The sequence below is a fragment of the Paenibacillus sp. Soil724D2 genome, from assembly GCF_001427935.1.
In the GTDB taxonomy this organism is placed as follows: domain Bacteria; phylum Bacillota; class Bacilli; order Paenibacillales; family NBRC-103111; genus Paenibacillus_E.
Genome location: NZ_LMRY01000059.1, coordinates 212,650 through 239,492, shown reverse-complemented (window position 1 = coordinate 239,492; position 26,843 = coordinate 212,650). Strand labels below are relative to the sequence as shown.

28 protein-coding genes and 2 pseudogenes are annotated in these 26,843 nt (G+C 41.3%); 19 read left to right on the top strand and 11 right to left on the bottom strand.

All coding sequences use genetic code 11. The features are described from left to right. Positions 1 to 434: 434 nt before the first annotated feature. The 3 genes from ASG85_RS34620 (at position 435) to ASG85_RS34610 (ending at position 2,208) form a co-directional block, all read left to right on the top strand. Positions 435 to 908: a hypothetical protein gene (locus ASG85_RS34620; RefSeq protein ID WP_060649268.1), complete on the top strand. Its 474-nt coding sequence runs from the start codon at positions 435 to 437 to the stop codon at positions 906 to 908. Further along, the gene (locus ASG85_RS34615) at positions 905 to 1,249 is read left to right on the top strand and encodes a hypothetical protein (RefSeq protein ID WP_060649267.1); all 345 of its coding nucleotides are present in this window, start codon (positions 905 to 907) and stop codon (positions 1,247 to 1,249) included. Before ASG85_RS34620 ends, ASG85_RS34615 begins: the two co-directional genes overlap by 4 nt. A gap of 488 nt (positions 1,250 to 1,737) precedes the next feature. Next, on the top strand, positions 1,738 to 2,208 hold the full coding sequence (locus ASG85_RS34610; protein ID WP_060649266.1) for a hypothetical protein: 471 nt from the start codon (positions 1,738 to 1,740) through the stop codon (positions 2,206 to 2,208). A 51-nt stretch (positions 2,209 to 2,259) separates the two neighbouring features. On the opposite strand, the gene ASG85_RS37480 is transcribed toward ASG85_RS34610, so the two are convergent. Together ASG85_RS37480 and hcp are read right to left on the bottom strand one after the other, a co-directional pair. After that, positions 2,260 to 2,517: a hypothetical protein gene (locus ASG85_RS37480; RefSeq protein ID WP_235550283.1), complete on the bottom strand. Its 258-nt coding sequence runs from the start codon at positions 2,515 to 2,517 to the stop codon at positions 2,260 to 2,262. A gap of 355 nt (positions 2,518 to 2,872) precedes the next feature. Continuing rightward, the gene (hcp, locus tag ASG85_RS34605) at positions 2,873 to 4,165 is read right to left on the bottom strand and encodes a hydroxylamine reductase (protein WP_060649265.1); all 1,293 of its coding nucleotides are present in this window, start codon (positions 4,163 to 4,165) and stop codon (positions 2,873 to 2,875) included. 559 nt (positions 4,166 to 4,724) lie between these two features. Here hcp and ASG85_RS34600 point away from each other — a divergent pair. From ASG85_RS34600 to ASG85_RS34590, 3 genes are all read left to right on the top strand, one after another. Next, on the top strand, positions 4,725 to 6,056 hold the full coding sequence (locus ASG85_RS34600) for an epoxide hydrolase family protein (RefSeq protein ID WP_082588345.1): 1,332 nt from the start codon (positions 4,725 to 4,727) through the stop codon (positions 6,054 to 6,056). A 244-nt stretch (positions 6,057 to 6,300) separates the two neighbouring features. Then, positions 6,301 to 7,182, top strand: coding sequence for a protein phosphatase 2C domain-containing protein (locus ASG85_RS34595; protein ID WP_060649264.1), 882 nt, complete (start codon positions 6,301 to 6,303; stop codon positions 7,180 to 7,182). Further along, positions 7,179 to 7,775 carry a stalk domain-containing protein gene (locus ASG85_RS34590; protein ID WP_060649263.1) on the top strand — a complete coding sequence of 199 codons (597 nt, stop codon included), beginning with the start codon at positions 7,179 to 7,181 and terminating at the stop codon, positions 7,773 to 7,775. The genes ASG85_RS34595 and ASG85_RS34590 overlap by 4 nt, the downstream gene beginning before the upstream one ends. Positions 7,776 to 8,287: 512 nt before the next feature. Here ASG85_RS34590 and ASG85_RS34585 read toward each other — a convergent pair. Continuing rightward, positions 8,288 to 9,442 carry a P-loop domain-containing protein gene (locus ASG85_RS34585; RefSeq protein WP_060649262.1) on the bottom strand — a complete coding sequence of 385 codons (1,155 nt, stop codon included), beginning with the start codon at positions 9,440 to 9,442 and terminating at the stop codon, positions 8,288 to 8,290. Continuing rightward, positions 9,414 to 9,953 carry an ABC-ATPase domain-containing protein gene (locus tag ASG85_RS39680; RefSeq protein WP_060649261.1) on the bottom strand — a complete coding sequence of 180 codons (540 nt, stop codon included), beginning with the start codon at positions 9,951 to 9,953 and terminating at the stop codon, positions 9,414 to 9,416. The genes ASG85_RS34585 and ASG85_RS39680 overlap by 29 nt, the downstream gene beginning before the upstream one ends. Before the next feature lie 783 nt (positions 9,954 to 10,736). On the opposite strand from ASG85_RS39680, the gene ASG85_RS34575 reads away from it, so the two are divergent. Together ASG85_RS34575 and ASG85_RS34570 are read left to right on the top strand one after the other, a co-directional pair. Next, entirely contained in the window at positions 10,737 to 11,183 is a 447-nt protein-coding gene (locus ASG85_RS34575; RefSeq protein ID WP_060649260.1) for a hypothetical protein, read from the top strand. 91 nt (positions 11,184 to 11,274) lie between these two features. Continuing rightward, positions 11,275 to 11,526 carry a hypothetical protein gene (locus tag ASG85_RS34570; protein ID WP_057307796.1) on the top strand — a complete coding sequence of 84 codons (252 nt, stop codon included), beginning with the start codon at positions 11,275 to 11,277 and terminating at the stop codon, positions 11,524 to 11,526. A gap of 128 nt (positions 11,527 to 11,654) precedes the next feature. On the opposite strand, the gene ASG85_RS34565 is transcribed toward ASG85_RS34570, so the two are convergent. From ASG85_RS34565 to ASG85_RS34550, 4 genes are all read right to left on the bottom strand, one after another. Beyond that, on the bottom strand, positions 11,655 to 11,864 hold the full coding sequence (locus tag ASG85_RS34565) for an alpha/beta-type small acid-soluble spore protein (RefSeq protein ID WP_057307795.1): 210 nt from the start codon (positions 11,862 to 11,864) through the stop codon (positions 11,655 to 11,657). Between the two features lie 709 nt (positions 11,865 to 12,573). Further along, positions 12,574 to 12,762 carry a hypothetical protein gene (locus ASG85_RS34560; protein ID WP_060649259.1) on the bottom strand — a complete coding sequence of 63 codons (189 nt, stop codon included), beginning with the start codon at positions 12,760 to 12,762 and terminating at the stop codon, positions 12,574 to 12,576. Between the two features lie 108 nt (positions 12,763 to 12,870). Beyond that, on the bottom strand, positions 12,871 to 13,686 hold the full coding sequence (locus tag ASG85_RS34555; protein ID WP_060649258.1) for an enoyl-CoA hydratase/isomerase family protein: 816 nt from the start codon (positions 13,684 to 13,686) through the stop codon (positions 12,871 to 12,873). 26 nt (positions 13,687 to 13,712) lie between these two features. Further along, complete coding sequence (locus ASG85_RS34550; protein WP_156397055.1) at positions 13,713 to 13,958, bottom strand: hypothetical protein; 246 nt, start codon at positions 13,956 to 13,958, stop codon at positions 13,713 to 13,715. A 98-nt stretch (positions 13,959 to 14,056) separates the two neighbouring features. Here ASG85_RS34550 and ASG85_RS37475 point away from each other — a divergent pair. After that, a pseudogene (locus ASG85_RS37475) lies at positions 14,057 to 14,197 on the top strand (thymidylate synthase); the annotation flags it as partial. A 323-nt stretch (positions 14,198 to 14,520) separates the two neighbouring features. Then, the gene (locus tag ASG85_RS34545; protein WP_060649256.1) at positions 14,521 to 15,315 is read left to right on the top strand and encodes a hypothetical protein; all 795 of its coding nucleotides are present in this window, start codon (positions 14,521 to 14,523) and stop codon (positions 15,313 to 15,315) included. Between the two features lie 260 nt (positions 15,316 to 15,575). On the opposite strand, the gene ASG85_RS34540 is transcribed toward ASG85_RS34545, so the two are convergent. After that, complete coding sequence (locus tag ASG85_RS34540; RefSeq protein ID WP_060649255.1) at positions 15,576 to 15,785, bottom strand: hypothetical protein; 210 nt, start codon at positions 15,783 to 15,785, stop codon at positions 15,576 to 15,578. Positions 15,786 to 15,888: 103 nt separating this feature from the next. Next, positions 15,889 to 16,998, bottom strand: coding sequence for an ATP-binding protein (locus ASG85_RS34535; RefSeq protein ID WP_060649344.1), 1,110 nt, complete (start codon positions 16,996 to 16,998; stop codon positions 15,889 to 15,891). 718 nt (positions 16,999 to 17,716) lie between these two features. On the opposite strand from ASG85_RS34535, the gene ASG85_RS34530 reads away from it, so the two are divergent. From ASG85_RS34530 to ASG85_RS37470, 5 genes and pseudogenes are all read left to right on the top strand, one after another. After that, entirely contained in the window at positions 17,717 to 18,166 is a 450-nt protein-coding gene (locus ASG85_RS34530; protein ID WP_057307790.1) for a MarR family winged helix-turn-helix transcriptional regulator, read from the top strand. Between the two features lie 170 nt (positions 18,167 to 18,336). After that, complete coding sequence (locus tag ASG85_RS34525) at positions 18,337 to 19,212, top strand: alpha/beta fold hydrolase (protein ID WP_060649254.1); 876 nt, start codon at positions 18,337 to 18,339, stop codon at positions 19,210 to 19,212. A 96-nt stretch (positions 19,213 to 19,308) separates the two neighbouring features. Next, on the top strand, positions 19,309 to 19,626 hold the full coding sequence (locus ASG85_RS34520) for a hypothetical protein (RefSeq protein WP_060649253.1): 318 nt from the start codon (positions 19,309 to 19,311) through the stop codon (positions 19,624 to 19,626). Positions 19,627 to 19,658: 32 nt separating this feature from the next. Then, the gene (locus ASG85_RS34515) at positions 19,659 to 19,994 is read left to right on the top strand and encodes a thioredoxin family protein (protein ID WP_060649252.1); all 336 of its coding nucleotides are present in this window, start codon (positions 19,659 to 19,661) and stop codon (positions 19,992 to 19,994) included. A 309-nt stretch (positions 19,995 to 20,303) separates the two neighbouring features. Beyond that, positions 20,304 to 20,479: pseudogene (locus ASG85_RS37470) on the top strand (RNA polymerase subunit sigma-70); the annotation flags it as partial. A 145-nt stretch (positions 20,480 to 20,624) separates the two neighbouring features. Here the strand turns inward: ASG85_RS37470 and ASG85_RS34510 are convergent. Continuing rightward, positions 20,625 to 21,506: an AraC family transcriptional regulator gene (locus tag ASG85_RS34510; RefSeq protein ID WP_057307785.1), complete on the bottom strand. Its 882-nt coding sequence runs from the start codon at positions 21,504 to 21,506 to the stop codon at positions 20,625 to 20,627. Positions 21,507 to 21,790: 284 nt separating this feature from the next. Between ASG85_RS34510 and ASG85_RS34505 the strand changes: the two genes are divergently transcribed. The 4 genes from ASG85_RS34505 to ASG85_RS34490 all read left to right on the top strand — a co-directional run bounded on the left by ASG85_RS34505 (position 21,791) and on the right by ASG85_RS34490 (position 26,524). Continuing rightward, positions 21,791 to 23,170 carry an ABC transporter substrate-binding protein gene (locus ASG85_RS34505; RefSeq protein ID WP_060649251.1) on the top strand — a complete coding sequence of 460 codons (1,380 nt, stop codon included), beginning with the start codon at positions 21,791 to 21,793 and terminating at the stop codon, positions 23,168 to 23,170. A 69-nt stretch (positions 23,171 to 23,239) separates the two neighbouring features. After that, positions 23,240 to 24,121, top strand: coding sequence for a carbohydrate ABC transporter permease (locus ASG85_RS34500; RefSeq protein ID WP_060649250.1), 882 nt, complete (start codon positions 23,240 to 23,242; stop codon positions 24,119 to 24,121). A gap of 16 nt (positions 24,122 to 24,137) precedes the next feature. Next, a complete protein-coding gene (locus ASG85_RS34495; RefSeq protein ID WP_200957503.1) occupies positions 24,138 to 24,983 on the top strand; it encodes a carbohydrate ABC transporter permease in 846 nt (281 codons plus the stop codon). Positions 24,984 to 25,024: 41 nt separating this feature from the next. Continuing rightward, positions 25,025 to 26,524, top strand: a complete 1,500-nt coding sequence (locus ASG85_RS34490; RefSeq protein ID WP_060649249.1) for a glycoside hydrolase family 32 protein — start codon at positions 25,025 to 25,027, stop codon at positions 26,522 to 26,524. Positions 26,525 to 26,843: the final 319 nt, after the last annotated feature.

Below are 26,843 nucleotides of genomic sequence, written 5' to 3'. Positions count from 1 at the left end.
AGTAACATTGTTATTCCAATGAAACATATTGAAAATGATACTGTTGAAATACACCTTTTATTAGTTGAAAGTTTTAGACAAGAACATATATCGTTAGATACCCGCGCTCAGCGCGGTTTTATTATTTTAAGGGGATCTGTCAAATCTTTTGTGTAAACTCTTTTAAAAGACTTCTCCCCGAGGGGAGAAAAAATTTTCAACGTAGATGTTGGCCGATACGAGTCTTATGAGCTTTGTTTTTTTAATCTCGATGGAGTAGATATTAGGAGATCTGCAAACATGTTATTACTCTAACAGGACACATTAGTTGAATGAGACTTATAGATACATGTATGTAAAAAGTACTTCAAAACTTATTTGTAATTCAGGTTTTTCACTCGAAAGCACCACTTCAAAACTTAATTTGTAAATTGTCACCCAACAGCGGTCAAATTGTGGTTGGGCTAAAGTATAACGGACGGACCATTTTAGAGCCAGTCGGCAGCCTATATCCGGAGATTTTGACGGATACCGAGTCTCGGATTCCGGGATGTGGTGAAGTAATCCAATCCGCACCACAGCGCTGCGCAACCAATAAAATGGCAGCACAACTAGCAAACAATATCATAAACACCTTGCTCACAGAGAAAATGATCCTTGTTCATCAAACCATCTTCAACTCTCGGATGTGTGGAGTACGACCAGAGTTTATAAGCTTGGCCCAGCAGGAACTGTTTAAGGATACGCTGAAAGAAATGGCTTCCCTTAAACAAACTGTCGATAGGCCAAGCGTTGCAAAGCGTCCTGCAAAACAGGATGATGGCTCTAATCCCGAATCTGATGAAGATGAACTGGATGATGACGAATTCGATGAAGACGAACTGGATGAAGATGAGTGGGACGATGAGTGCGAGGAGGAAGACCAATGACTTCCATTCCTGCAAACTGGTTATCTCGCGAGGAACGAGTTGAGGTTGTCAAATGCCCGGTAACTACCCGGCCTAAGACATTACACTCTTCTGCCTATCGTGCTAAACGTCAAGATGGTAGTGTCGTATTTATTGAGCGTAAGGATATCCTTTTGGAAGACGAGGAAACACTTATTGAAGAATTAGCTCGTATTTTAAAGACTTATAACAACCCACAGCGTTCCGACAGGTACAGTCTTATTCTGAGGCAGCTCATGAAGAATGAAGTTCCATTCTATCGGCCGCTCGAGCAAAGAATGTCCGAATCAAATAATGAACAATTGCTTTTACGCTTAAAGTAAGCAGGGACTCGTTCCCTGCTTACTTTAGTTGACCCCTCATAAAGCTAGTAGATTGCTCACATTGGAGGCTATAAGAGATCGGTCTTAAGCCATTCATATTAAGTTATTTAATTCATTTCCCCCATTTTCCGAAGCGAGGGGAGTTTGTACCTCCACACCGTCTCAATTCAAAGTAAGCCCACTAAATCGTAGTTTAATTAGAGGGAGTGAATTTTTCTGGATGGGATCATCAAAAGTAACTAAAACAACGAAGTTATCCCAATTCGAGAAGCGATGTGATTCGTAAAAAAGTAGAACATGTTGCTACACAGGGAACAACATGTTCTACTTTTTTTCTGTGGATATGTGTCACGTAAAGACCATTTTTTTACAATCTATATGTACAACCAGTTCGGGTCGAGGTTCTCGACATATACTAAATTTATAATTAAATCCGTAAATGGCGCAGTTGGAGGGCATTACATTATTGAGAATGAGGGGGAGCTGTCTTGATTAAGATGAATCCGTACATGAAAAGGAAAATAAAAGGGAAGAAATTCATTGGGTCTGGTGTAACGCGAGTTGTATACGATTTAGGTAACGGCTATGTTATGAAGATAGCAAAATCAAAAAAAGGGATCAAATGCAACAAGAGGGAAGTAGACATGTATAAATCATCTTTGAAACCGATAAGAAAATATTTTGCGCGAATTATCGATTACGACACGGATTTTCGCTGGGTAACTATGAAAAAATATGATCGGAAATTCCGGAATTCCCGAATAAATAGACGCTTGCTTATGAAATTAGTAAAGAAATTTTTGGACAATGGAATCATTCCATCCAAGGGTACAGGCCAATATTATAAATCGTATGCCCTTAACCTGCGTTTAAAGCGGCACTTGCGTTTAAAGCGGAGTAAACAGATCGTAGTCATTGATTATGGGGGATTTAGATTTCGTAGAAAAAAAAGCAGGTAGAGGTACCTGTTTTTTGTTTGTTAACTAACCCTATGTTCTTGTCCTCCGACATCAACCCTTGACTGCACCTGCGGTAACGCCTTTTGTAATCTGCTCATTAAATATGGCGTAGATGATAATAGCCGGTATCGAAGTTAACACCATGACGGCAAATTGTGATCCATAATCGGATGAATATTGGCCGGTGAAATTCATGACAGAGAATGGCAACGTTTTAAGTGAATCTTTACTTAAGAATGTGGATGCCGTAATAAATTCATTCCAGCAAGTCAGAAACGTTGTAACGGCTATAGTGACTAACGCTGGCATCGTAAGCGGCATGATAATTTGAAAGATAAGTCATGTTATTTAGCAGGTGGAAATCCTGTTTGGAAAGACTCTAGCCAAGTCACCAATAGCGAGTCTTGGAGCGGTGAGGGTAACCTTACGGTTTAAGCGTAGACAGTCAGCTAGTAGGCCGTGTAATTGAGCCTCGAAAGAACTGCAAAGATGGGAAGGTCGACAAATTTTCAACTTTGGAAGACCACAAGTTGCCATAATAATACACCCCTTAGAATTCATCGGATTAACCAAGGGGTTTTTCTAATGTCTATTCTAAGGGGTGCACTTCACAGCGCGCAGTTGCCAAGGCCGGGGGATTTTCGTCTATGTAACGCTATAATGCTTAGTGCAGCGAAAGCATGGCCGCCATGTCCTCTTGTGCATTGCCGATCAGCTTCAGTCCGAATTTCTCGACGAGTACGTTCATGACACCTTCGTTAATAAACTCCGGTGCCTTCGGGCCAATACGGATATCTTGGATTCCGAGGCTGAACAAGCCTAACAGAATGGCGACGGCCTTCTGCTCGAACCACGACAGCACGATGCTCACCGGCAGTTCGTTGACACTGCAGCCAAAGGCGTCGGAGAGCGCCAACGCGATTTTGACCGTGGAGCCGGAGTTGTTGCACTGGCCCAAATCGATGTACCGTGGGATACCGGTGCCGGCAACCGTGCCATAATCCACATCATTAAAGCGGAACTTGCCGCAGGACGTCGTCAAGATAACCGTATCATTCGGAAGCGATGTCGCCAGCTCGCGGTAATACTCGCCGTCCTTGCCTGGAGCATCGCAGCCGGCGATGACGAAGAAACGCTTGATAAGGCCGTCTTTGACTGCTTGAATGATTTCCGGCGCAAGACCGATGACAGTTTCGTGGTGGTAGCCGGTGGTCAGCACCTGCTCAGAGTCAATATTCGCCTCCGGCAGCTCGAGTGCCCGCTCGATTAGCGGAGAGAAGTTCTCGCCGACGATTTTCGTGACGTTCTCAAGCCCGGCTACTTCATAGGAGAAGAAGCGATCCGCATACGTGCCCTTAATCGGCATAACGCAGTTTGTCGTCGCGAGTATCGCTCCCGGGAACTGCTCGAACAGCCGGCGTTGGTCATACCAGGCTTTCCCGATGTTTCCTTTTAAGTGTGTATATTGCTTCAGCTTCGGATACCCGTGGGCCGGAAGCATTTCGGAGTGGGTGTAGATATTGACGCCTTTGCCTTCCGTCTGCTTCAGCAACTCTTCTAGTGCATACAGGTTGTGCCCCGTCACGACGATGCATTTGCCCTCGATCTTATTCTGCGGTACCGTAACCGGCCGCGGAATACCAAAGTGCGTCGTATGCGCACGGTCGAGCACATCCATTATTCGCACTGCGGCATTGCCGACCTTCATGGCCATATCCAGGTGCTCCTGCAGATTGAAATTTGAGTTTGTCAATGTCAGATAAAGTGCTTCGTGCGTAATTTTATCCACTTCCGGGTCGGTATATCCAAGTTGTCTGGCGTGCGTCGCATAAGCGGCAATTCCCTTCAACGCAAAAATGATCGTATCCTGCAAGCTGGCGATCGTCTCGTCTTTTCCGCATACCCCGATAACCTTGCAGCCGCCGTTTGGCGTTTGTTCGCATTGGTAACAAAACATGATACATCCTCCATCCGGTGATTTGCTATATTCTCTTACACCGATTAGCTTATCAGAAACGGGAGGAAGCTTATGTGACGGAAGTCACACCACACTCAATATTTAGGAAATCTTATGAGCAAAGTAAATTTTCCAACAAAAAGAAACCTCCGTTCTTCTCTTATGAGAATGCGAGTGGGTTTCTTATGGGTGCCTATCGGCGGGTGCGCTACCGCTTCTATAAACGGTATAATCGATGTTATCGTATCCAATCCTTTGACAGGCGCTTAATCACTGACGCTAACTTCTTCTAGGTTTACTACTGGCACACCTCTTACATCCGGCTCCTAATGGAATGATTTAGACAAAATGTCCACCACACATATACCTCGCTGCGGGGAAATAAGTATTGGGGGTTTAAGCCAATGTTCTTTTCGTAATCCCTAAAGTTAGTAAATAAAGTATTAGACTGCTGGGTGTTTCAGCATTTACTCCGAAAAATGGAATAAGAATTGTACTTCGGATGGAATCTAACGGAAGGGTATCCATAAAAAACTTTCCGATTGGAGCGTTACTACTTATGAGCAGCAGATACTGGTTTCGTTTGGCAATGATTTTGGTCCTGTCCTTAGGATTGACGGTCTGCGGTACTAATGCCAATGCAAAAGGCGGGAATCCGCAAGCAAATCCCCAAAATTCAAAAACTAATCAAAAGGAGATAAAAAAGCTACCTACAGACAAGAACGCCATTCGTCCGTTTCATGTGAATGTTCCGGAAGCGGAACTTACTGAATTGCGCAGGCGCATAAACACGACAAAATGGCCTGATAAGGAAACGGTCTCGGATCAATCGCAAGGCGTGCAGCTCGCGACGATTCAGGAACTCGCGCGCTATTGGGCGACAGATTACGACTGGCGCAAGATCGAGGTGAAGCTGAACGCCCTTCCGCAGTTCATCACCGAGATCGATGGTCTGGACATTCACTTCATTCACGTTCGTTCGAAGCATAAAGGTGCTATGCCGCTCATCGTCACGCACGGATGGCCCGGCTCGATCATCGAGTTGCTGAAGATTATCGAGCCGCTTACCAATCCTACGGCATATGGCGGGAAGGCATCGGACGCCTTCGATCTGGTGATTCCATCGATGCCTGGCTACGGATTTTCGGGCAAGCCAACCACGATCGGCTGGGATCCCGACCACATAGCACGTGCCTGGGCAGAGCTGATGAAGCGCCTTGGATACACAAAGTATGTGGCGCAGGGAGGCGACTGGGGTGCGCTAGTCACGGACTTGATGGCTGTACAGGCGCCTCCGGGACTGGTTGGCATTCACTCCAACATGCCTGGCACGGTTCCGGCCTACATTGATAAGTCGCTCAAGTGCGATAGCCCGCCGCCCTCCGGTCTCTCAGATGACGAAAAGCGCGCGTACAAGCAGCTGGACTTCTTTTACAAGCACAGCGGCTACGCCCAATTGATGGGGACGCGCCCGCAGACGCTGACCGGACTGGCGGATTCGCCCGTCGGTCTGGCAGCCTTTATGATTGACCATGACGCGCGTAGTCTGGAGCTGATCTCGAAGGCCTTTGCCGGACACCCCGGAGGCCTTACGCGAGACGATGTCCTCGACAACATCACGCTCTACTGGCTGACTAACACGGCGATTTCTTCGGCTCGTCTCTACTGGGAGAACAAGTACCCCTTTTTCACCGTCAAGGGCGTCTCCATCCCGGTTGCCGTGAGCGTCTTTCCTGACGAGCTCTATCAAGCACCTAAGAGTTGGGCAGAGCGGGCGTATCCCAAACTCATGTATTACAACAAGCTCGACAAGGGCGGACACTTCGCGGCGTGGGAGCAGCCTGAACTTTTCACTGCAGAACTCCGCGCCGCATTCAAGTCGCTACGCTAATCGGAATTAGGTGGAATACGCTCATGCCGTTATAATTGGTGTCTTCTGAAAGCACCATTCATTCATTCGGTTATAGAATTGGCAAAGAAACGTTGAACTAACGAGGAATGATAGTGAAGGAGCTTGCCTCGCTGCAGCTCCTTTTTTTTGCTCATTCAACTAATAGGCAGTATAGTTCCAATACTTGGTAGTGGAGAAAATGGTAAAATAGATCGAGGATATTACAGATTAATTTGAGAAAGGGGTGAACAACTTGAATGTTACTTATGAGGTGATCACCAAGAAAGGCGTTGGGGTACTAAATGAGGATGCTATTATTATGCATCCGAAAGCAAATTTGTATGGAGCTTTGGATGGTGTATCTTCCTTGGTACCCTATCTAAATTCCAAAAAGGAAACTGGCGGTTTTATTGCGGCGAATCTGGTGAAAAACTACTTCGAATCTGTTACTGATCCTAGAAGTTTAAAGGACCACATGATTGAGGTGAATGATCTTCTTAGGGAACAAATGGTGCTCGCTAATATTGATCTGGAGAAAAAGGAAGAACTCTGGGGAGCGGCATTGGCAATCGTTCGTATTCAGGATGATGGTGTGGAGTTCATACAGACAGGGGATTGCATGATTCTAGCCGTGTATGCTAATGAAGAGGTTCGCCCATTAACATGGAGACAAGTTTCTCACTTAGAAGCTCCAGCATTCGCTAAATGGCAGGAAGGAATAACAAAAGGCTTAAAAAGCCAGAAAGAGCTTCATGAAACCGTAGTTGATACAATAAGAAAGAACCGATATCGCGCTAATACAGATGGTGGTTACGGGGTTTTAAATGGGGAAAAGGATGCAGTTCGTTTTTTCGAATACGGGAAAATTAATCTGACGTATTTAAAACATATCATTTTGTTGACTGATGGGATGTTTTTACCAACAAATATCGTACCCGAACAGAGTTCGTATTGGAGCTTTGTTGCGCAAAGAATATTGAATAAAGGTATAAAACCTTATACTCAAGAATTAATAGAACTTGAGGATAGCGATCCTGAGTGTATTCAACATATTCGCTTTAAGAAATCAGACGATAAGACCGCAATGGTGATTAATTTCCATAAACCTATGGAGGTTATCACATGAAAAAATTTATTATGGGTATAGTTGTAGGGGGAATTCTTTCATTAACTTCAGTTGTTGCAGCTTCTGATTCAATACAGGCATATTTATTTGAAGCATATTTTACAATTAATGGTCACAGTAAAACTATGGACAAAGGTTATTCCGTTCTTAATTATAACGGTAGTGCTTATGTCCCTGTTCGTTTCCTCGCAGAGCAACTAGGTGCTTCTGTTGATTATAACGATGTTAACAAAGAAATAGTAATCAATCATTTTTCATCAAATATGAAAATACTTACTGACAGTAAGTATCCAAATGTACATTTTAGTCTGCTAGATCTCTATTTAGACGGTGGTTATACAGGAATTCATGGACTTCTATCAGTTGATCATTTAAATGATGCCGCAATTACTGAACATGAAATAGATTTTAGCTTGAGTTTTTACGACACAAATGAAAAGTTGATTGGAACAGCGTTAGGATCTCAGAGAGCTAATTCATCAGATTACAAACAAACAATTTCTACAGGCGAAATTAGAGTTGTTAATGCTGGTGAAGTTGGTGATTTTTCCAATTACTCAAATGTAAAATTAAAAGTGACGAACTATAAATGAAAGCATTCTTCTGAAAAAAACAATTATAGTGAATATTGCAAACAAAGATGAAACGTGTATTTCAAGACATGGATGAAATGGTCACGAAGAACATGTGGAACATAGTGATGATCCTATTTCGTCTAATGAAAAGTTATCTAGCAAAGGAGGTTAAGGTTATCAAGGGATAAGCTGCCGGCACGATCGGCAGCTTCATTATGTTAACGGGCAGCATAGTTGATTCGTTTCTCGAATACCTTCGCTCAATTACATTGAACAGCTGATATCAACAGCTGTGATTATCCTATCCAAATTTAGAAATTCCAAAGAAACCTGTCATTTTACGGGTTGTTGTTCCATACGTTGGTTTTGAGTGAGTCCAATCCATATTTCCTTGATTTCCTTCTTTATCACGGACAAGGCCCTGCTCATATCGAGCGGGGCCTTTGTTTAGGTTAGCACAGAGTCTCTCCTACAGCCATCCTTCACTTCAATCCGTCTCCTAATTGGATAAACGTATATTTATGGCGTAATTAGAGGTGTTCAGAGGGCTCAAGCTGAATAAAATTCAAATGTTTCATTCGGTTTATGACAGATAATACTTCATTAATTCTTGGCAATTCAAGCCATCTTTCGAAACCAGGAAAAAAGGAAGAAAATACAATATCCACTCCTTCTCTCTCCATATCTTCGAGAGCTTTTTTGATCTTTTCATGAAGAAAGATGAGGCGATCCTGATTACTTATAGCGATTTTTCGAATTAAAAAGGCAATAGCTGCAAGCTGGGCGTGTGATGTGATATTGTAAAGCCCTCTGATATCAATTTGTTCATCACCTATCATCATGTATCCCATGGTTGAAACCATCAGCTTTTCTGTACCACTGCCCTGTGGATAGCTCGAAAAGTGATCGGTGGTTATTTTTCTTTCTATCTCCCATTTTGTAAGGGGGATACGTTCGCGTGGTTTGTCGTGTTCACATAATTTTTTTGCTTCCTGGGTTACGTTTATTGGCACAAAATTGTCCATCAGGATGATTTGATCGGCAACGGATAAAAATTCACCGCTACCTCCAATAACAAGAACGGAAGATACGCCAACAGCCTCATAAAGCTCCCTGACACGTTCCGTAAAAGGTGTTATGGGTTCATGCTTGATTAATGAACGCATTTTGATGTCTTGAATCATAAAATTCGTCGCACTTCTGTCTTCATCAATAAGAAGAAGCTTACACCCGACGTTGATTGCCTCCATAATATTTGCGGCTTGAGATGTGGAACCGGAGGCGTAGTCAGTCGAAAACTGTTCAGCTGAACTATTGGGTATCCATTTTATGAAAGGCGTAATATTGATATTTTTTATAGAACGGCCTTCCTCTGCAGATATTTCCATTGCACTTTGATCTGTAATCACAAATTCTCGTCCGTCACCTATGCTGTGATTGTAAATCCCCGAATTTAGTGCATCCAGCAATGTGCTTTTACCCGAATAACCACCGCCGGTGATGACCGTCACACCCTGTTTTATTCCCATTCCTCGTAAACCACAAATTTCAACTTCAATATCTTCCGGGGATGTAAAAGGCAAGGCACCCTCCAGTGGCCCGCTGTTGTCTTTATTTCTTGGCAAAATGCTGCCATTCGCAATAAACGCACAATAATCACTGGATTTCAGCCATTCGCGAATCATATTTTGTTTTTTTTACCAATTCATAGGCAGCATTTAATTTGATGAGATCAAACTTGGCAATTAACTCCTCCACTTCTTTTGGAAGCATTTTGCAGAGCATGCGCATAGCTTTATCATTATTCTTGAATGGAAGTTGAACTGTAATCATTAAGCATAGATACCATTTTTCCGAGATGACTTCGACAAAGGATGCATTACGTTTCAACACCACATTGGTTGGACGAAAACAATAAAAAGCACCATTTTCTTTATCAGAACGTGACCGGTTATAAATCAATTTATTTAATGCCTCAATATGATCAACCCATTTTCTTAATACAAAATCTGAGAGAACAACTTGATCCATATTTTCATCTAAGCCGAGACGGTCAAATGGTATTTTTATGGTAATACATGGTTTATCCAGTGTGAGTTTATGTGTCCGTTCAATGTAATAGGCAACATCATTATTCCAATAGGTTGGGTCAGATATCGTCCCCCCTTGATCATAGTATGAACCCTCATAAATCATACTGTAAGATGACTGTACGGATTGTAATGAGCGAAAATATTGAGCTAGTCTTTTAATAAAGCATCATCCTTTCATATTTGGAAAGCGGTGAATAACGGGAATTTTCCGCGAAAAATGAATTCCATCCTAAGTAATTCAAGTTCAATACATATTCCCCCTAACAGAGTTCAGATCAATTTGTAAACAAACGATTAAATCCTAACCAATTTCAAAATAGCACTATTGTTGACTTGACCAGCCTTTTGTCCAAAAAAAATAACAGCCACTCCGTAAGTGGCTGTCATAGACCGGCAAGAAAGCTTAAACGTTCCTTCTGCCTAAATATAAAAGCCCTGAGAGTGAATCCTACCCTCAGAGCCTAATGTATTCGTAAAAGAATAACTAAAAAGCAACATGAGGATAAGACGTATATTTTTTTGTTTTCATTGTCCTCACCTCGTTACGATTTATTTTTACAGCAACAGAATCATAACATTAAGATCATTCACAATATAGGGAAAGATTAATTATAATTAACTCAAATCCTGACATAGGTAAAAGATGCCCCCATAGAATGAAAACACAGGACACGATTTTAGTGAAAATAAAGTATTAGACTGAGAAAATAAAGTTCTAGATTAGGGAAATAAAGTATTAGACTGGCAGAGCGTCATTGAACTAACGGGCAGTTTAACGCAGCGCTCATTAGACAAAAGGGAATTAGTCATTAGTGACGAAATAACAGAGGGTTACGAAATTGCCAATATAAAGTTTGGCTTAAAAACATCAGAAAAGAGTAGAAAAATGAAAAATAACTATGATGTATTGGCGAGAACAATCCTGGATAAAGGAGTTTTTAGAACTTCTGATATTAAAGAGCTCTTAATACTTTCAGTACATTCATCCAAAGAAGCAGAACTTTACTTTAAGGAGAAAATTACCGAGGAGAACAAGGAAATGTTAAAGATCTTAGTTGAGATTGCAGGAGATTTTGACGATTTCGGTGACTCAGCTATGGCTGCAACAGACTATATCAAGGATTTTTCAATAAACTTATTAAAGGAGTATGAAGATAGTTTATTGCAAATTTTCACTGATGATGATAGAGGGGCCAGGATACTTTTAGCAATAGCACTAGGTAGAATTAAGAGCGTAAAGGCTAAAGAATATATCTATGAATTATATAATGACAAGGATTTACAAGGAAATTGGATTATTCAGAGATCAGTTAGTTACTATAATGAGGACTAAAAACAATATTTGAAGATTAAACTAACGGGAACGATAGCTCAATCTACACAAAGTAAGTCTGCAGGTTTTTAGAGGAAAGGAAAAGATTTGAATGAGCAGGAAAAGCGTGGTTGCCGGGATACTTTTATCCTTGTCTGTACCGATGATTGTGTTTTTCGCAATTGTAGCTATTACTAATCTCGGTAACGTGCAGGGGCCTCCAGAAGATTTTCAATATCACGATTCTTACTTCGTCTTGATACATATTGATCCATACGTGTATCCCGTATTGGCTGTGATTACTTTCACGGTTTATGCAGCAATTTTCTGGGTCGTGCGATACGTTAAGCGAAAGAACCTGTAAGCTTTCGAAGAATGAATCAATGATTCGTTACACTAACTGGAAACGTTTGTTCAATGATAGCAATGTAAGGTTTGCCAGTTTGAACGAAAGGTGATCGTAGTCTTTTTTACTAGGCTTACATTATTGATTTAGCGTTTAAATCCATTTAACTGCTGCTCAGCAATTTGTACAAGACGCTTTGTAATTGTTCCTCCGATAGAGCCTGCATCCCTTGTAAGGAGATTTCCATTGTAGCCATTTGGCTGAAGAGGGATGCCCAATTCTTGAGCTACTTCATACTTTAGTTGGTTAATTGCCGCTTTAGCCTGTGGTACGAGTAAAGTGCTGTTATTTGCCATGGGATAAAATCACTCTTTTTCTCAATGTGCTTTATTTTGTGGAGATTAAGGGCGGATTATGTAAGAATAATCTCATTTGAAAAGCATTAGTTCCCAGTAAGAAATTATTGTTTAATTTCGCCGACCAACTAAGTGATTGGCACAATGTGTCTGCTTATATTACTTCCTAAGTGAGTACAATATATATGTTTCAAATTACTCAAAGGGGTGTGCTAAAGTTAACAGGCTAAATTTTTTAGCTTATTTCATCAAGATAGAAAGGAGGTAATCTCAATGTCCGATAAAACTAAAACTAAGATAACCAAATCTCAGCGAACCCTAGATAAGGAACTGCAATCTCGAACTCGAAAATCGCCTGACCAGTCTGCACAAAATAATACACACGATCAACCAGGTGATGCTTAAAAACATTTCAGCGAACCATTCAATTAACAGTAGCTGAATCTGTTGGTGTCGATTACACAATTCCATGAGGCGAAAACGAACCAATGAGGCTCTATGTGGAATAATGGTGGAAAATAGCATCATCATATAGTAGGGAGATCAACTTTCGAATTTGGAGGATAAATACAATGACATCCAGTAGAGGACATCAAGGAGTAACATAGTTCAGAACTGGATGAAATCATTGATACGGATGTCAGTTCCTAAGTTGAGCTTCGGCATGGAACGATCTAAAGTAATACGAGTTAGAGACCTGCGGCATGCTTCATGCTGCGGGTTTTTTTTCTTGTTCGGCGGCACAAACATAATCGTTGATCCACGGGATAATTCGTGGATCATTTTCCTTTACATATCCAAAGTTCAACAAAGTGGCTGGTCCTCGTGGCTTCTTTAAACGGATTTCGTTCGGCTGCTTTTCTCCTTTAGAAACATCCAGACCAATGACTGGATTCACATCTCTCATCCTCTTCTTCGTATTTGCCGTCAATCTCTGACTTAGCATCGCAATCGAGTCTAATACTTATTTTCAATGTACATTCGGAACACCCACTTTCGTCGTTTATTAATCTACATTGCCCAGATGTTGACCTAAATGAAGTTCGAAATCGCTTCGTTGATTAAGGCCCCGCTCAAGTACTTTCGGCAATATTTCTTGCGTATATCTGGACATTACCCCAGAGATGAAAGCTGTGCGGGATTCTAGTAATTCGGAAGCTTCCGGAAGTCCGCTGCGGCTAAGAAGCGTTTTAGCCTCTATTAATGTTTCTTTCTTGAATGAGGATATTCTTTGCGCCAAATTTTCCGCGAATTCGGTTAATTGGGCGTCAGGAATCGATCTGTTAATCCACCCGTAGCGCTCAGCCATTGCGGCGTCGTAATCGTCTGCGCTAAGAACGATTTCAAGGGCGCGGGACCGGCCCACCAATCGGGGCAGCATCTCATTGCCGCCACCTCCAGGCACGAAGCCTACGCCCACTTCAAACTGTCCGAAAACAGCCTTTTCTAGGCTTGCGAACCGCATATCGCAAGCAAGCGCAAACTCGCTCCCCACACCCCGGGCTCGTCCCCGTATTTCAGCAATGCTTACGACTGATGCCTTGGCAAGGCGCGTTATGAAATCTAACCACGCCGGAAGCTCAGTCTCTTTCGGCGTTTTTAGCTTTTCTCCAGCTCGCGTCAAATCGTAGTGCGAGATAAAATATTCAGGATCAGCACTATCGAATACAACAATTTTTAATTCCGGGTCCACCTCGATTTGATCCATAAGCGTCGAAAACTCAAATATCGTATCCGGATCCAAAAGGTTAATCGGAGGGTTATGAAATGTCACTCGCCAGTAAGATGACGTTTTGCGTTTTATCGAAAGTTGTTTGTACATACGAATTGGTAACAGCTCCTTTGCTTTTATGAGTAAATTCGTGCGGCAGCCTCGCTTACAATTCGGTCAACGATTTGTTTGGCTGTATCGTTTGCCGTCAGCAACGAGTCCCTTGCCCAGCTCACAACGATAAATACTGCGCTCGCTGCTTCCTTGGCTGCACCGTTTCGAATATCGCGAGTAAAATTGCTCGCATAAATCGGTTTGTAATGTCGATTTTTTTGGATATCACCCTTTTTATAGCTTTCCACAATAAGTATGCGTGTACTCATTTTTATAGATATTAGTGACAAACGAGTAACAAAAAGGGAGTGCGAGTCGTTGGTCCAGCCAAGCGGGAACGAAGTGAAATCTCCAATTCAGCCGTCCAAGAGTTCGGATCGATACGGTACAAAGCAATAAGAATCAGCCAGAATTGTTCAGGAGCAGATTAGACAAATTCATAACAAATATTAGAGAAAACAAAATGTACGGTCAATGGAATGATAATGGACGTCTACTAGATAATTAAGATGCTCTGGGGCAATTTTCAAAACTTTAAGCCAGCCAGATTATAGCAGAAAGAGGTCCCGCCAACACTTTAACAGTAAACGTCACATCCAACCCGCCTTCAACCGCACGTTCACATGAGAACATAGAGGCAATCTTGTCTCGTGGCATCTCCTTTTTTTGTTCATTCAAGTAACGGGCAGGATTCTTTAAGAGATATAATGAAATATTAGTACGACGGTGAACGCATACTTTTGGATGATATCGTATGACGCATGGCACACGTAGGACAAACGTACGATATACATATTCATCTTTAAAATTGGTATGTAAGGAAGGTGAGCAATGGGGCTGTCAGAAGAAATAATAAATTCTTTTCATCTTAGCGGGGATATTGTGCCATTGAGTGGCGGACAGAATACATCAGTAAGAGTCAGTAATGCTGTATTAAAACCTGTGGATGACATACAACATTCTGAATGGTTACTGAATATTATTTACAATATAATTCCTCAAGGTTATAGAGTATCAAAGCCTATTAGAAGTAAATACGGTACCTTCGTAAGTAAAGGATGGGCTTGCACTCAGTATGAGGTAGGTAAGGATGTAAAAGGGCGAATTGAAGAAAAACTTCTGGTATCGAAGTTATTTCATCGTGACCTATCTTCCATTGATTTTGGGAACTTCCCTCATACTGATAATCCTTGGTCCAAGGGTCATCGTATAGCATGGCAAATAGATGAATTACCAGGGGAATTACCGAGAGAAACACAAGAAATTATTAATAAATTACTAAGTAGGGTAAGCCTAAAAGAACACTATAAGGTGCAGATTGTTCATAGTGATTTGTCGGGAAATATTCTTTTTGACCATGTTTTGAGTCCTTTAGTGATTGATTTTTCTCCTACAATTGCTCCAGTAGAATATGCAGAAGCCATTTTGGTTTGTGATTGTATAGCATGGCAAGGAAGCAATATTTCTGAGATAGATTTGCTTCCAGATAATGAACTATATAAAGAAATGATTATTCGAGCAATTATTTTCCGTTTATCTGTTTCCGCTATATTTTCAAATGGTGATTATCTTAAATTTTTTCAAGAGTATCAGGCATTCAAATCCATAATAGAGTATATAAAGTAGCATTCAACTATTGAACTAACGGAAACGCTAGCACAACACACAACTTAAGCGTTAATATTAAACCCTTCCAATTCTAGCAAAGCTAGAGATAACTTATATTTGGGAGGGTTTCTATTATGACATTGAAGGAGTTATGGATGCTGTATGAAGCTGACAAACGTATCCTGGGGTTCAGCTCGCATACAATGAAAGAAGCATACTTTCTACAACTCAACATGTTGATTCGTGAACCGGGTAATCTGGAGATTGAAGAAATATCCTTAAAATGTAACCCTGTCACGGACATTGTCTCCTGCTTCGAGAACGACAATGTAGCCGTGCCTGCCCAAGTAAAATTCGCTCTCCGCTTCGTCTTCAAGCTCAACCATTAGTTGGTTATAGTAGCTCTCGACTTGATAGAGGAGTGCCACCAGAAGTGCCTCGGCGTGGCGCAGTACGTCAAAATCCTGCTGTGTCTTGAAAATTCTCATCTTGCATTCCTCCTGAAAAGAAAATAGCCCCTCAAAATGAGGAGCCTCGTAGAAATAATTATGTTTTTCACTCATGCTGTTTCAGGTACAGGTTATTTTAATCTCAGTGAAAGTGAATGGTTAGGTCGGGATAAGTTGCAAAAATTTCAGGGATACGTTTCGCTACAATATCCCTGTCAAAAGTGGATTTAAAAATTTCTTGATCTGGTAGAAAAGTAACACTTGTTCCCGTTTCTTTTGTAACACCTACTGTCAACAAACCCGTTTGAGGAATTCCATGTTTATAGTCTTGCCTGAAGACTTTTCCTTCTCGACGAACTTCAATTGAAAGCTTTTGAGAGAGAGCATTAACAACCGCAATGTTGATACCTTTTTCTCCTCCCGGAGCAACGAAAGAGTCGTTGGTAAAATGGCTCAATTCAGTGAGAACTGCTTGCACACGGGATTTTTCTGTGTTCGGAAGGACTTGAACAGGGATTCCTCGCCCGTTGTCAGAAACTGTGATGCTACCATCACCTTGAAGGAAAATGCCTACTTCGCTGCTAAATCCGGCTCGATGCTCTAGGATGGAATTCTCTAACACGGCCCAGAGAAGATGGTGCGGGTCGTAACCATCCTGAGTGTTACCCAAATAGGCACTAGCGTTGTTTCTTGTTTCAGCTAATTCCATATAGTCACTTGTATCAAGTAAGTCGGAAGTCGCCGCTAGTAACAAAAGTAGTGGTAGTGCTCGGTGGGAGGCAAGAGAGTACATTCCACCTCTTTCTTCTTGGACAAGGAGGTCAGCCCCAAGCAACGCTTTAATGTGATGGTAGAGTTGTCCGGTTGTCCCCATGTTTAAACGTTCAACAATTTCTGAACCCGAAAGGGGTTCTTTCAACACCGATCTAAGGATGTCCAAGCGCTGTTTGTGACCAAGTGCTGCTAAAACTTTGGCGACTTTCTCGCCATCCAGATCCATCAATTGACTAACACGTCTTTCTTGGGGTTCCCATCTGTACCGCCATTTCTCCCCACGGTATTGCCCTGAGTAAAAAACCTCGCCAAGTTCCAATTCATTGTTGTTCATTTCGATTAACACGGAACTTTTGTCGACTATCTGGTTTCGAGATATTTTAGGCGCGCTATCATTTACGATTTGACTTACTAGCTGTTGAAGATCACCCAATTGCTTTGTTAAATTATCCAATTCTGCGCCGAAGTCTCTAGACACTGTCAAATGGATCACCCTTTCACCGAATTATTTAAATACGTAGTTACGTAATTACGTATATCTTAACATACAGCAAACTAGTTGTAAATAATACCTAAAACAAAAAAACGTGGTTTATCACGGTTTTGAAAGTACCAAAAAACTTGCCGCTACAGACAGCGCGGTGAACCGTACCATAGATAACAAGTGAGGTCATTACGCTAGCGTAGTAACGTTAGCTCAATATAAGGGAGCAGGTTGCCGCGGCTGATGGCTGGGCAGCATATCTAACCTCCATCTCATGGACAGGTTGAATGAAGAAATGTGTGAGCGTAGACTCTGCGAGATGTGGGAGGGTTGACCGTCATGAGCCCGAGTGGAGTTCCATAGAATCTGAGAAAATGAGAGCAATTTAAGAGGTAATGGTTTTTTCCATAGAGGGAGGATAGTTTAACTAACCCCCTTCAAATCAAACGATCACCCAAGTCAGTACCAATCTTTTGGTTAAAGTAAAAAGATATTATAAGACCAAATTGGTTAATTGAAATGATAATCAGTAGTATGCCTTTCAATTTATTTTATCTTTGACGAATATGTAGAAAAATTTGTGGTCACAATAAGACTATAAAGCTGAGGAAAATTTTCCTCTTGCGTTTATGTGCATATGAGACTAAAATTTGTTTAGCAAGTTGATTTACTGAACTGAGCACAATAAGGTTACGATTCAGGAGGTGAAAAAATGCCGGTAGATATCAATATCCCAGAGCTATGTAACTGTACGAAGTTAAGACGCGCTCAACGTCATATTACACGTCTCTATGATACCAACCTAGCAGAGTCTGGGGCAGGGCTGCGAGCGACTCAATTCTCCATATTGGGTTATCTTAAGACTGGAGGCCCGAAGACGATGATGGAACTAGCCGAACTGATGACTATGGATCGTGCTACAATTGGACATAATTTAAAGCCACTTGAGCGCGATGGTTTGGTTCGTATAGAGGTTAGCGAATCAGATCGACGTGCCCGAATTATTTCAATAACCGATGAAGGTCTTAGACGAGTCGAAATCGGCAGACCTGGATGGGATCGTGCTCAAGCTGAATTTGAGAGGCTTTTCGGCACCGATCACGCCAAGTCAATGAGGGATATGATGGATGAGATTACTAACCTTCCCTTTAACATAAAATGAACGGGCTGCTTTAATACATCAGCCTTTGTTAATAGAGAATTCATGGATACGTAACATACGTGCATATGAGACTATTTTGTGATATGTGTGCATATGAGACTATATTCTCAACTTTACTTTATTGTAGGGCATACTAGAGTAAATCAACAAAACAAGAGGAGAGTTAATAAATGACAACAACGAATACGAACTTCCAAGAGCAACGCATCGACCGTGGACAAGGTAGTATCTACGTCCGTGATTACGCAGGTAAAGGTCCAGCATTTGTACTGATGCATGGATACCCTGATAATTTGCATATTTACGATGACTTGGTTCCTCACCTGGTAGCTGGCGGTCGTAGAGTCGTTGTATTCGACTTCCTAGGATTTGGTGCATCTGACAAACCAGTTGGTGGGAAATATAGTTTTGAACAACAAATAGGCGATCTGCATGCAGTAGTGGAGGCCTTGAAACTAGACAAAATCGTACCTGTAGGTCACGACTCCTCAGGTCCAGCAGCGGTCAACTATGCCATCGAGTATCCACAGCACGTTGATTCCGTTTGCCTACTCAACTCCTTTTATATGGAGTCGCCAACGGCAAAATATCCCGAATTCATCGAGTTGTTTGCCACTACTAATCTAAAAGCACTCACACAAGCCATTCTTAGAAGCCCAGAACAATTCGCATGGGTCCTTCAATTCCAAAGAAGCAAATTCCAAGAGCATCTTATAGAGGAACAGAAGGAATACTACTCAAAGTTCCTTGGCCCTATAATAGACGCCAACTTCCGCCAGCAGCCGAGCTCTGGACCAGCGTTCGCACAAATGACTTCACAACACTTTGATGAACTTGCAAGAAATACGAAACGAATTAATAAGATGTGGCAGCTTGATATGCCAGTCAAACTTATTTGGGGCGAAAATGACCCGTACCTTAACTATGGTATTGCGAGACATCTCACTACGCTTCTAAAAAAACCGCAACTGCATGTTTTGCCAGCAGGTCACTGGTTGCAAGTGGATATTCCTGACCAAGTCGCAAAGGTTATGTTAGATAACTAATAAACTAGATTTTGACAGATCACCCGGAGCAGCAAAAGAAGTTGCTCAGGATAAAGGAAAATATCAGTTCTTCTTAATTTTAAAAGGAGAGCTTGAATGAAAAGAATGCTATTGATCGTACTTATTATGTCTTGTGCGTCGACGTACATTCCATTCCCTGTTTATGGGGAGCATTATAAGCTCAGTAGTTTAGAAATTACAATTTTGTTTGTCGTTTATGCTGCAATCCTACTTCCAACATTGCTAATTGTGGCAGCGCGAGGGAGTTACTGGGGATTGAAGCGGGTACTTCGAATCAGTATTTGGCAAGTTATTGCTTACGGGGCTTTTACAGGTGTAGCAAGTGCTTACGGAATAAAAGGTGACGCAAGAGAGAATCTTATCAATAAATCAAGCGAGCAGTGTGGTAAATGATAAAAATACTTCGAACATAAGGTGGTAAAAGGGTGGAGGTTATTTCATTAATAAAAGAAACACTCCGAGGACAGATAAATCATGGGATCACGCTCGTTGATTTTTATTCGCCTAAGAGCGAATCTTGTCAAGAGCAGCTTCTCATTGCTGAGAAGCTGGCTCGAGACGTAAGATATCAAGCTACCATTGCCAAAGTTAATATCGATCAGGAAAAAGAACTTGCCACGGAATACGGTGTGTTGAGCGTGCCAACTTTAATGCTGTTTAAAGATGGCTATCAAGTGGAAACATTGGTTGGGCAACAAAGTAAAGAAGTTTTGCTGCAGAAAATCAACCGATATGCGACCATGGGCGATTCATGCGTGTAATGATGTACGATAACTCAATCACGACATGACGGCAGCCGTCCATACGTGCGGCTGATGGCAGCGTACCATTAAAGAAGCTATCTGTTTAAAATTATTTTGTCAGAAGTAATTTAAAACTAATTTGTAAATCAGTAAATTTGGCCATAAAACCATTTCAAAACTTCATTTGTCATTTTGTTTTTCACGAAAAAGCCAGCAAACCCTTGTGTTTGCTGGCTTCTTGCACTTCAAAACTTATTTGTCACCCAACTAGAAGAGAGAAGAAGAACAGAAGAACAGAAGAACAGAACAGCAGTCCCTCCTCCCCGGACGATAGGGCTGATCAAGGTGATCTAATCATTTTCGCCAAACAAGGGAACGAAACTCGCAACGTTAGCGGAACGCTGCATCGAGAACGAGATTTTGATGCATCTGCCGTTCGTTGAAGAAAACGCGCAAGGATGTGTCCTTGCATGATCCGATTCGGAACCGATAAAGAGGGAAATGGGCGCTTCCGCTCACCAAGGGTCAGCTCCGTATCTACTCCCAATCCGTTGCAATATCGTAGATGGTCTAAGTTAAGGCTATTCCCCAAGACGCCCTATGACTCTATTTCGTATTCACCCTAATCAATGCCGAGAGGCTATATAATTATGAGCTAGATGGTTTCTTTTTTCGATAAAAAGAAGGATTAACGCCTTCTATTTTTTTGAATGCTTTACTAAAAGAATGAATATCCGGAAACCCGATAAGTTCCGCAATTCGTTTTAAAGGTTCATTAGTGAATTGGATCATCTCTCTGGCTTTTTCTATTCTCATTAATTGGTGATATTGGATAGGACTCATCCCAAATGTTTGATTAAACAGGGTGATTAAATAGTACTTGCTGATTCCAGATATTTTGGCCAGTTCATCTAAAGTCACCTTTTGACCCGTGTTATGCTTTAAGAAAATTCTGACTTGCTCCAGCTCATTGATATTGGAAAGTAAGTGAGGATTTCTGTTCCAATAGTTTTCGCGTAATAATGCGGTGAATAATTGAATAAATAATCCCTTCATATTCAATTCATAAAATGGCAGCTTCATTTGGAATTCTCTTATAATTTCAAAAAGTATTTTCTCGATAACTAAATGATGCCGTAAGCGTATATGACTTGCTAAAGGAATAGTTAATACGTCAATCTCGTCGCTTCGGAACCACTTCATTTCTTCTTTCGTCATATTTTCAAATTTTTTAAAAGAAACTTTAACATCGTGACTATCTTCTTGATAGAACAAATCAAAATGTAAATGGGGTTGCCGAACTAAATCTGTTCCAACTTTGCTAATCGAATGCCTTTGTTTGGGGCGAAAGAAAAAGATGTCACCTGGTTCTCCAAAATAAACATCATCCTCAACAGTAACTTTTAATCTGCCTTCTTTGAGATAAAGGATCTCATAGTCAAATAATACCCTTTCCTCCAAATACCAAGGAAATGAGACATAGCTATCCATAGCAATTCGTAAATAGGGCGACAGATTGTGTATGTTCAAGTATGAACCTCCAACCAAAATATTTGACAAATTAATAATAATTTAAGCCAACGACAATGCTTGAATATTAGTATATCATTGATTTTGTGGAAAAGAAAACGTTTACCTGAGAAAAGAAAACGTTTACCCGAGAAAATCAAACGTTTTCGAAAAACACAATTTTGGATAATCTTTACTTTTACTTGGGGGGATTGCCTGGAGGAACTTACTATGAACGTTTGGCAATCTAATAGTCCTTTAGGGGGACTACCATTTGTTAAATAATAATGAGGGGGTAACTTTTTATGAAATTAAAAGGTAAATTATTATCTGGTGTTCTTGTACTATGCATGTCTTTTTCAGCGATTTTGGTTGGATGTTCTAGTAATGAAAAGAACCCTGAAAGCTCTGCGTCCAATAAAGGACAACAAACTTCTGAGAAAGGAGCATCTGGCTCGTCGGATAAATCCATCACGGTTCTGGTTGAGGGCGGAAGTCCGGCCAATACGGTCGCCAGCCAAACGGCGGAAGAATTTAAGCAAAAGACTGGCTATGAAGTGAAGATTGAAACGGTTCCCTACATCGGTGTCTATGACAAATTGAATGTAGAAATGAAAGCTAACTCAGGAGCATACGATGTTGCCACGATCGATATCTTGTGGTTTCCTGCTTTGGCAAAAAACTTGGTAGCTATGGATGACTTAATGACGGATGAGGTCAAAAATGATTTTGTACCTAATGTAGTCGATGGCGGTAAAGTGAACGGTAAAATTCTGGGCATGCCGGTTTGGACGAACTCAAAAATTTTATTGTATCGAACCGATTTGTTTAATGATCCGAAGGAACAAGATGCATTTAAGGCTAAATATGGATATGATTTGAAGCCGCCTACGAATTGGCAGCAATACAGGGATGTCGCCAAGTTCTTTACTCGTGATACGAATAATGATGGGGCAACTGATCTATATGGTACAGGCGTATTAGGAATGAATAACGGGGATTCAGTTGCCAGTTGGTTGGATCATGCCGCGCAAGCAGGAGCCAAACCGTTGGTTGTGGGTAAAGATAATAAAGCCTTAGTCAACTCGGAGCCATATGTAAAAGCTCTGGAATTTGAAACAAAGATTTTACGTGAAGATAAGTCTGCGCCAGAAGGTGCACTAAACATGGCGTCTTCTGAAATTTCTGAAATGTTTTGGAATGGAAAAATGGCTATGATGCTTGAGTGGGCTCATTTCTTTGTCCCTTCTAACGATCCAGCCAAATCGAAAGTAGCTGGGAAAGTGGGGGCGGCGCCTATGATTGCCGGAGAATCCGGGGTAGGGGTTGTACCAGGACCTTGGTATCAAGTGATCCCGAGCACTTCCAAAAAACAAGATATCGCAAAACAATACGTGAAATTTATTTATGAAAAAAATGAATTGTTTATGAAAGCATTAGGAGTGGCTGCACGAAAATCGGTCTTTGACAAATACGGCCAAAAACCTGAATATGCACACCTGAAAGCGCTTGAAACTACACTGGCTGCCAGCCAAACACAAAATCGTCCAATATTGCCACATTGGAACGAAATCGAAAATGAAGCATTAGTCTCTGCAATTCAAGTAGCTCTCTCCGGAAAGGAAACACCGCAAGAAGCGTTAAACAGAGCCGCAGCAAAAATTAACGAGATACAAGGAAAATAAATGGAAAAAGGGGCTCAGGTTCGAGCCCCTTTTTAACCGAATTCCAATTCTCACAAAAGGATGATGGATATGTCCCTAAGAGATCAGAAGCTTTCTTTCTTATTTTTTCTACCGGCTTTCGTCTTCATGATCTTGTTTTTTGTTTACCCAATGATGTTGCTTTTTAAAGATAGTTTTTTTGATGATGAAGATCCTTCAAAATTTATTGGTCTAGGGCATTATTCTCACGCTTTAACTTCGGACACATTCTATCAATCCTTAAACAATACAATTGTGTATGTGATAGGGGCAGTTGCAATTGAGTTAATATTGGGCATGTTTCTTGCACTTCTGCTAAGTACAGGGTTTAAAGGCGCCAATATCATTCGTACTTTGCTGTTGAGTCCGTTAATGATTTCTCCTTTGGTTTGCGGTTTAATATGGAAATTTATGCTAAACGACCAATTTGGTATCTTAAATGTAATTATATACAAATTGGGCTTGATTAAGAATCCTCAAAGTATCTTGTGGTTATCTGACAGCAAGTTGGCTTTAATTTCCTGTATGATTGCCGATGTATGGCTTACCACGCCATTTATGATGTTGATATTATTAGCGGGCATACAAGGTATACCTGAAAGTTTATACGAAGCTGCCCGCATGGACGGAGCAAATAAGTTTCAAAACTTTTTGCATATCACACTGCCAAGTTTAAAACCGGTCATTTTAGTTGCAGTTGTCATACGTATGATTGATGCAGCTAAATCCTTTGATATTATTTGGGTGATGACACAAGGCGGTCCGAATGGTTCCTCTTCCTTAGTAAGCACATTAATTTATAAATCGGTAGCCAGATACAATCAAGAGGGCTTTGCAAGCGCAATGGCTGTAATCTTTATGATTATCTTGCTGGCAATCTGTTCATTCTTTTTTAAACAATTCTGGAATCCAAATAAGAAAGTGGTTCGATAGGAAGGAGATCAGCAAGATGGTTATTACCATGAGTAAACAAAAATCCAGAGTTGCCGGTTTATTTGTATTCGTCATCTCATGTATTTTTTTGGTTGTTACTTTATTTCCATACGCTTACCTTGTGTTATCTTCACTGAAACCGCCAAGGGAAGTGATTTCCACAACCCCTACGTTGTTGCCTTCTGTGTTTACTTTAGCCAATTACAATGCCTTGTTTCATCAACTGGCAATCGGAAAATATTTTGTTAACAGTCTTATAACTGCAATGTCAGGTACATTATTGAGTGTTTTTCTGGGTTCATTAGCTGCTTATGGCTTAACCAGATTTGCATCAAAGTTAGGGAATTTATTTCTACTTTTTACTTTAGGTGTTCGTATGACGCCTCTGATTAGTGTTGCAATACCGATGTATCGCATTATTGGGCAATTAGGTTTAATGGATACAAAATTAGCATTAGTTTTAGTCTATACCAGCATAAACATTCCGTTTGTTATCTGGATGATGATTGGTTTTTTTGACAATTTGCCAAAAGAACTTGATGAATCTGCGCGTGTCGACGGATGCGGGATGTTTGGAACTTTTATGCGTATTATCTTACCGATCTCGCTGCCTGGAATCGCAACTACCTCAATTTTTAGCTTTATGCTTTCCTGGAATGATTTCTTGTTCGCATTACTTTTAACAAGCACTTCGGCCAAAACGGTGCCAGTAGGAATTTCAGAGTTTTTAACAGCTTACGGTTTGGATCTAGGCCCCATGACGGCTGCGGCAACCATATTTAGCGTGCCTGTCATGCTGTTTTCGTTTGTCATGCAAAAATACATTGTTCGCGGAATGACAATGGGTGCTGTTAAAGAATAGAGAAAATTTGAATGATGAAATAAAGAGTGGAGGAAATATTGATGCAATATGATCACCATACGTTCCATAATCTCATGTTAGGTAAAGCAGAACAATCGGCTGCAACTATAAAGGAACATGTGGGTAAAGACCCTATGCGCTTAAAGTTTCATTTTATGCCTCCCGCCTATTGGATGAACGATCCTAACGGGCTTATATACTATCAAGGAGAATATCATATGTTTTACCAGTTCCACCCCTATTCAGCCGAGTGGGGTCCGATGCATTGGGGCCATGCAAAAAGTAAAGATTTGGTTCATTGGGAACACCTTCCTATTGCACTTGCGCCAAGTGAAGTCTATGATCTTGACCAAAAAGGCGGATGTTTTTCCGGAAGCGCCGTCGATGACAACGGGATATTGACTTTGATCTACACCGGCACGATTATGAAGGAAGGGCGTGTCATTCAAACCCAATGTTTAGCTTCCAGTACCGATAGCGTGACATTTCAAAAATATGTAGGAAATCCGGTTATCTCTGTTCCTCCAGAAGGGAGTTCCTCTGATTTCAGGGATCCGAAAGTATGGAAACACGAAGATAAATGGTATATGGTCGTAGGTTCAAGTAAAGATGGAAAAGGAAGAGCTTTGCTTTATCGCTCGAATGACCTGTATGTATGGGAGTATGTAAGTGTATTGGCTGAGAGTGACGGTACGATGGGTACGATGTGGGAATGTCCGGATATTTTTCAGCTTGGCGATCGTTATGTACTAATGTTCTCCCCAATGGGAATGGGTGAAAAAAAAGCGATTTATTTAACTGGTTCATTAGATTATAGTAGCGGGAAATTTACTTGGGATTATTGTGGAGAAGTGGATTGCGGGTTCGAGTACTATGCTCCTCAATCTTTCCTTGATGAAAATGGAAGACGAATTATTATAGGTTGGTTGAACGCTTGGGATTGGATGCCGTGGTTTAAGTCGTTCGGTCCGACGAAAGCAAACTATTGGTGCGGGGCCATGTCTCTTCCGAGAACGGTTGAATTGGATACAGGCGGACGTTTGAAGTTTCTTCCGGTTGAACAATTGCAAACTTTGCGTAAAGAGCATTACGTAGTAGAGAATGTGTTGGTTGAGGAAGGACGAAGACCCGTTCCCAAAGAAATGAATGGCGATTGTATGGAGATCATGGTGAAGTTTTCATTGGAAGATTGCGATGCGGAAGAATTCGGATTGCGATTGAGATGTTCTGAAGACGGTAAAGAAACCTTGATATCCTACGATGTCAACTCCAAGGTACTCCGGTTTGATAGATCCCATTCAGACTCGTTTAGTGAAGGCGTGCGAACGTGCACGCTCGAGACAATGGCTAATGGTTTGGTAGCATTGCAAATTTTTGTTGATACTACATGTATAGAAATCTATGCAAATGAAGGGCGCTCCGTGATGTCAAACAATATCTATCCTGATCCAGCGAGTACGGGGATTGATATTTTTTGCCGTGGAGGAAAGGTTAAAATGCTTTCATTAAACGTTTGGAAACTCGAATCAATTTGGCGGTGATCATAAGTAGTATGATGTGTATGGAATAAAAATCTGCTGCTGAATGCATGAATGCTTAGATGCTTGGAAAGCCCATCTTCTCGGCGATGATGGTAAGCGGGTCGGTGGTAAATTGGATCAAATGTCGTGCTGCATGCACACGCATGGTATTGAATCGGACTCATACTAAACGCTTTTTGAAAGAGACGAACCAAGTAATGTTTGCTAATTCCAGAGATTTCGAGATCTCATCCAAAAGGGGATAATGGCGGACTGTGCGGGGCGTTGGCGCTTGGTTTGAAGGCGTTGAAAACATCTAACGAATAAACCGAAGGGCCTA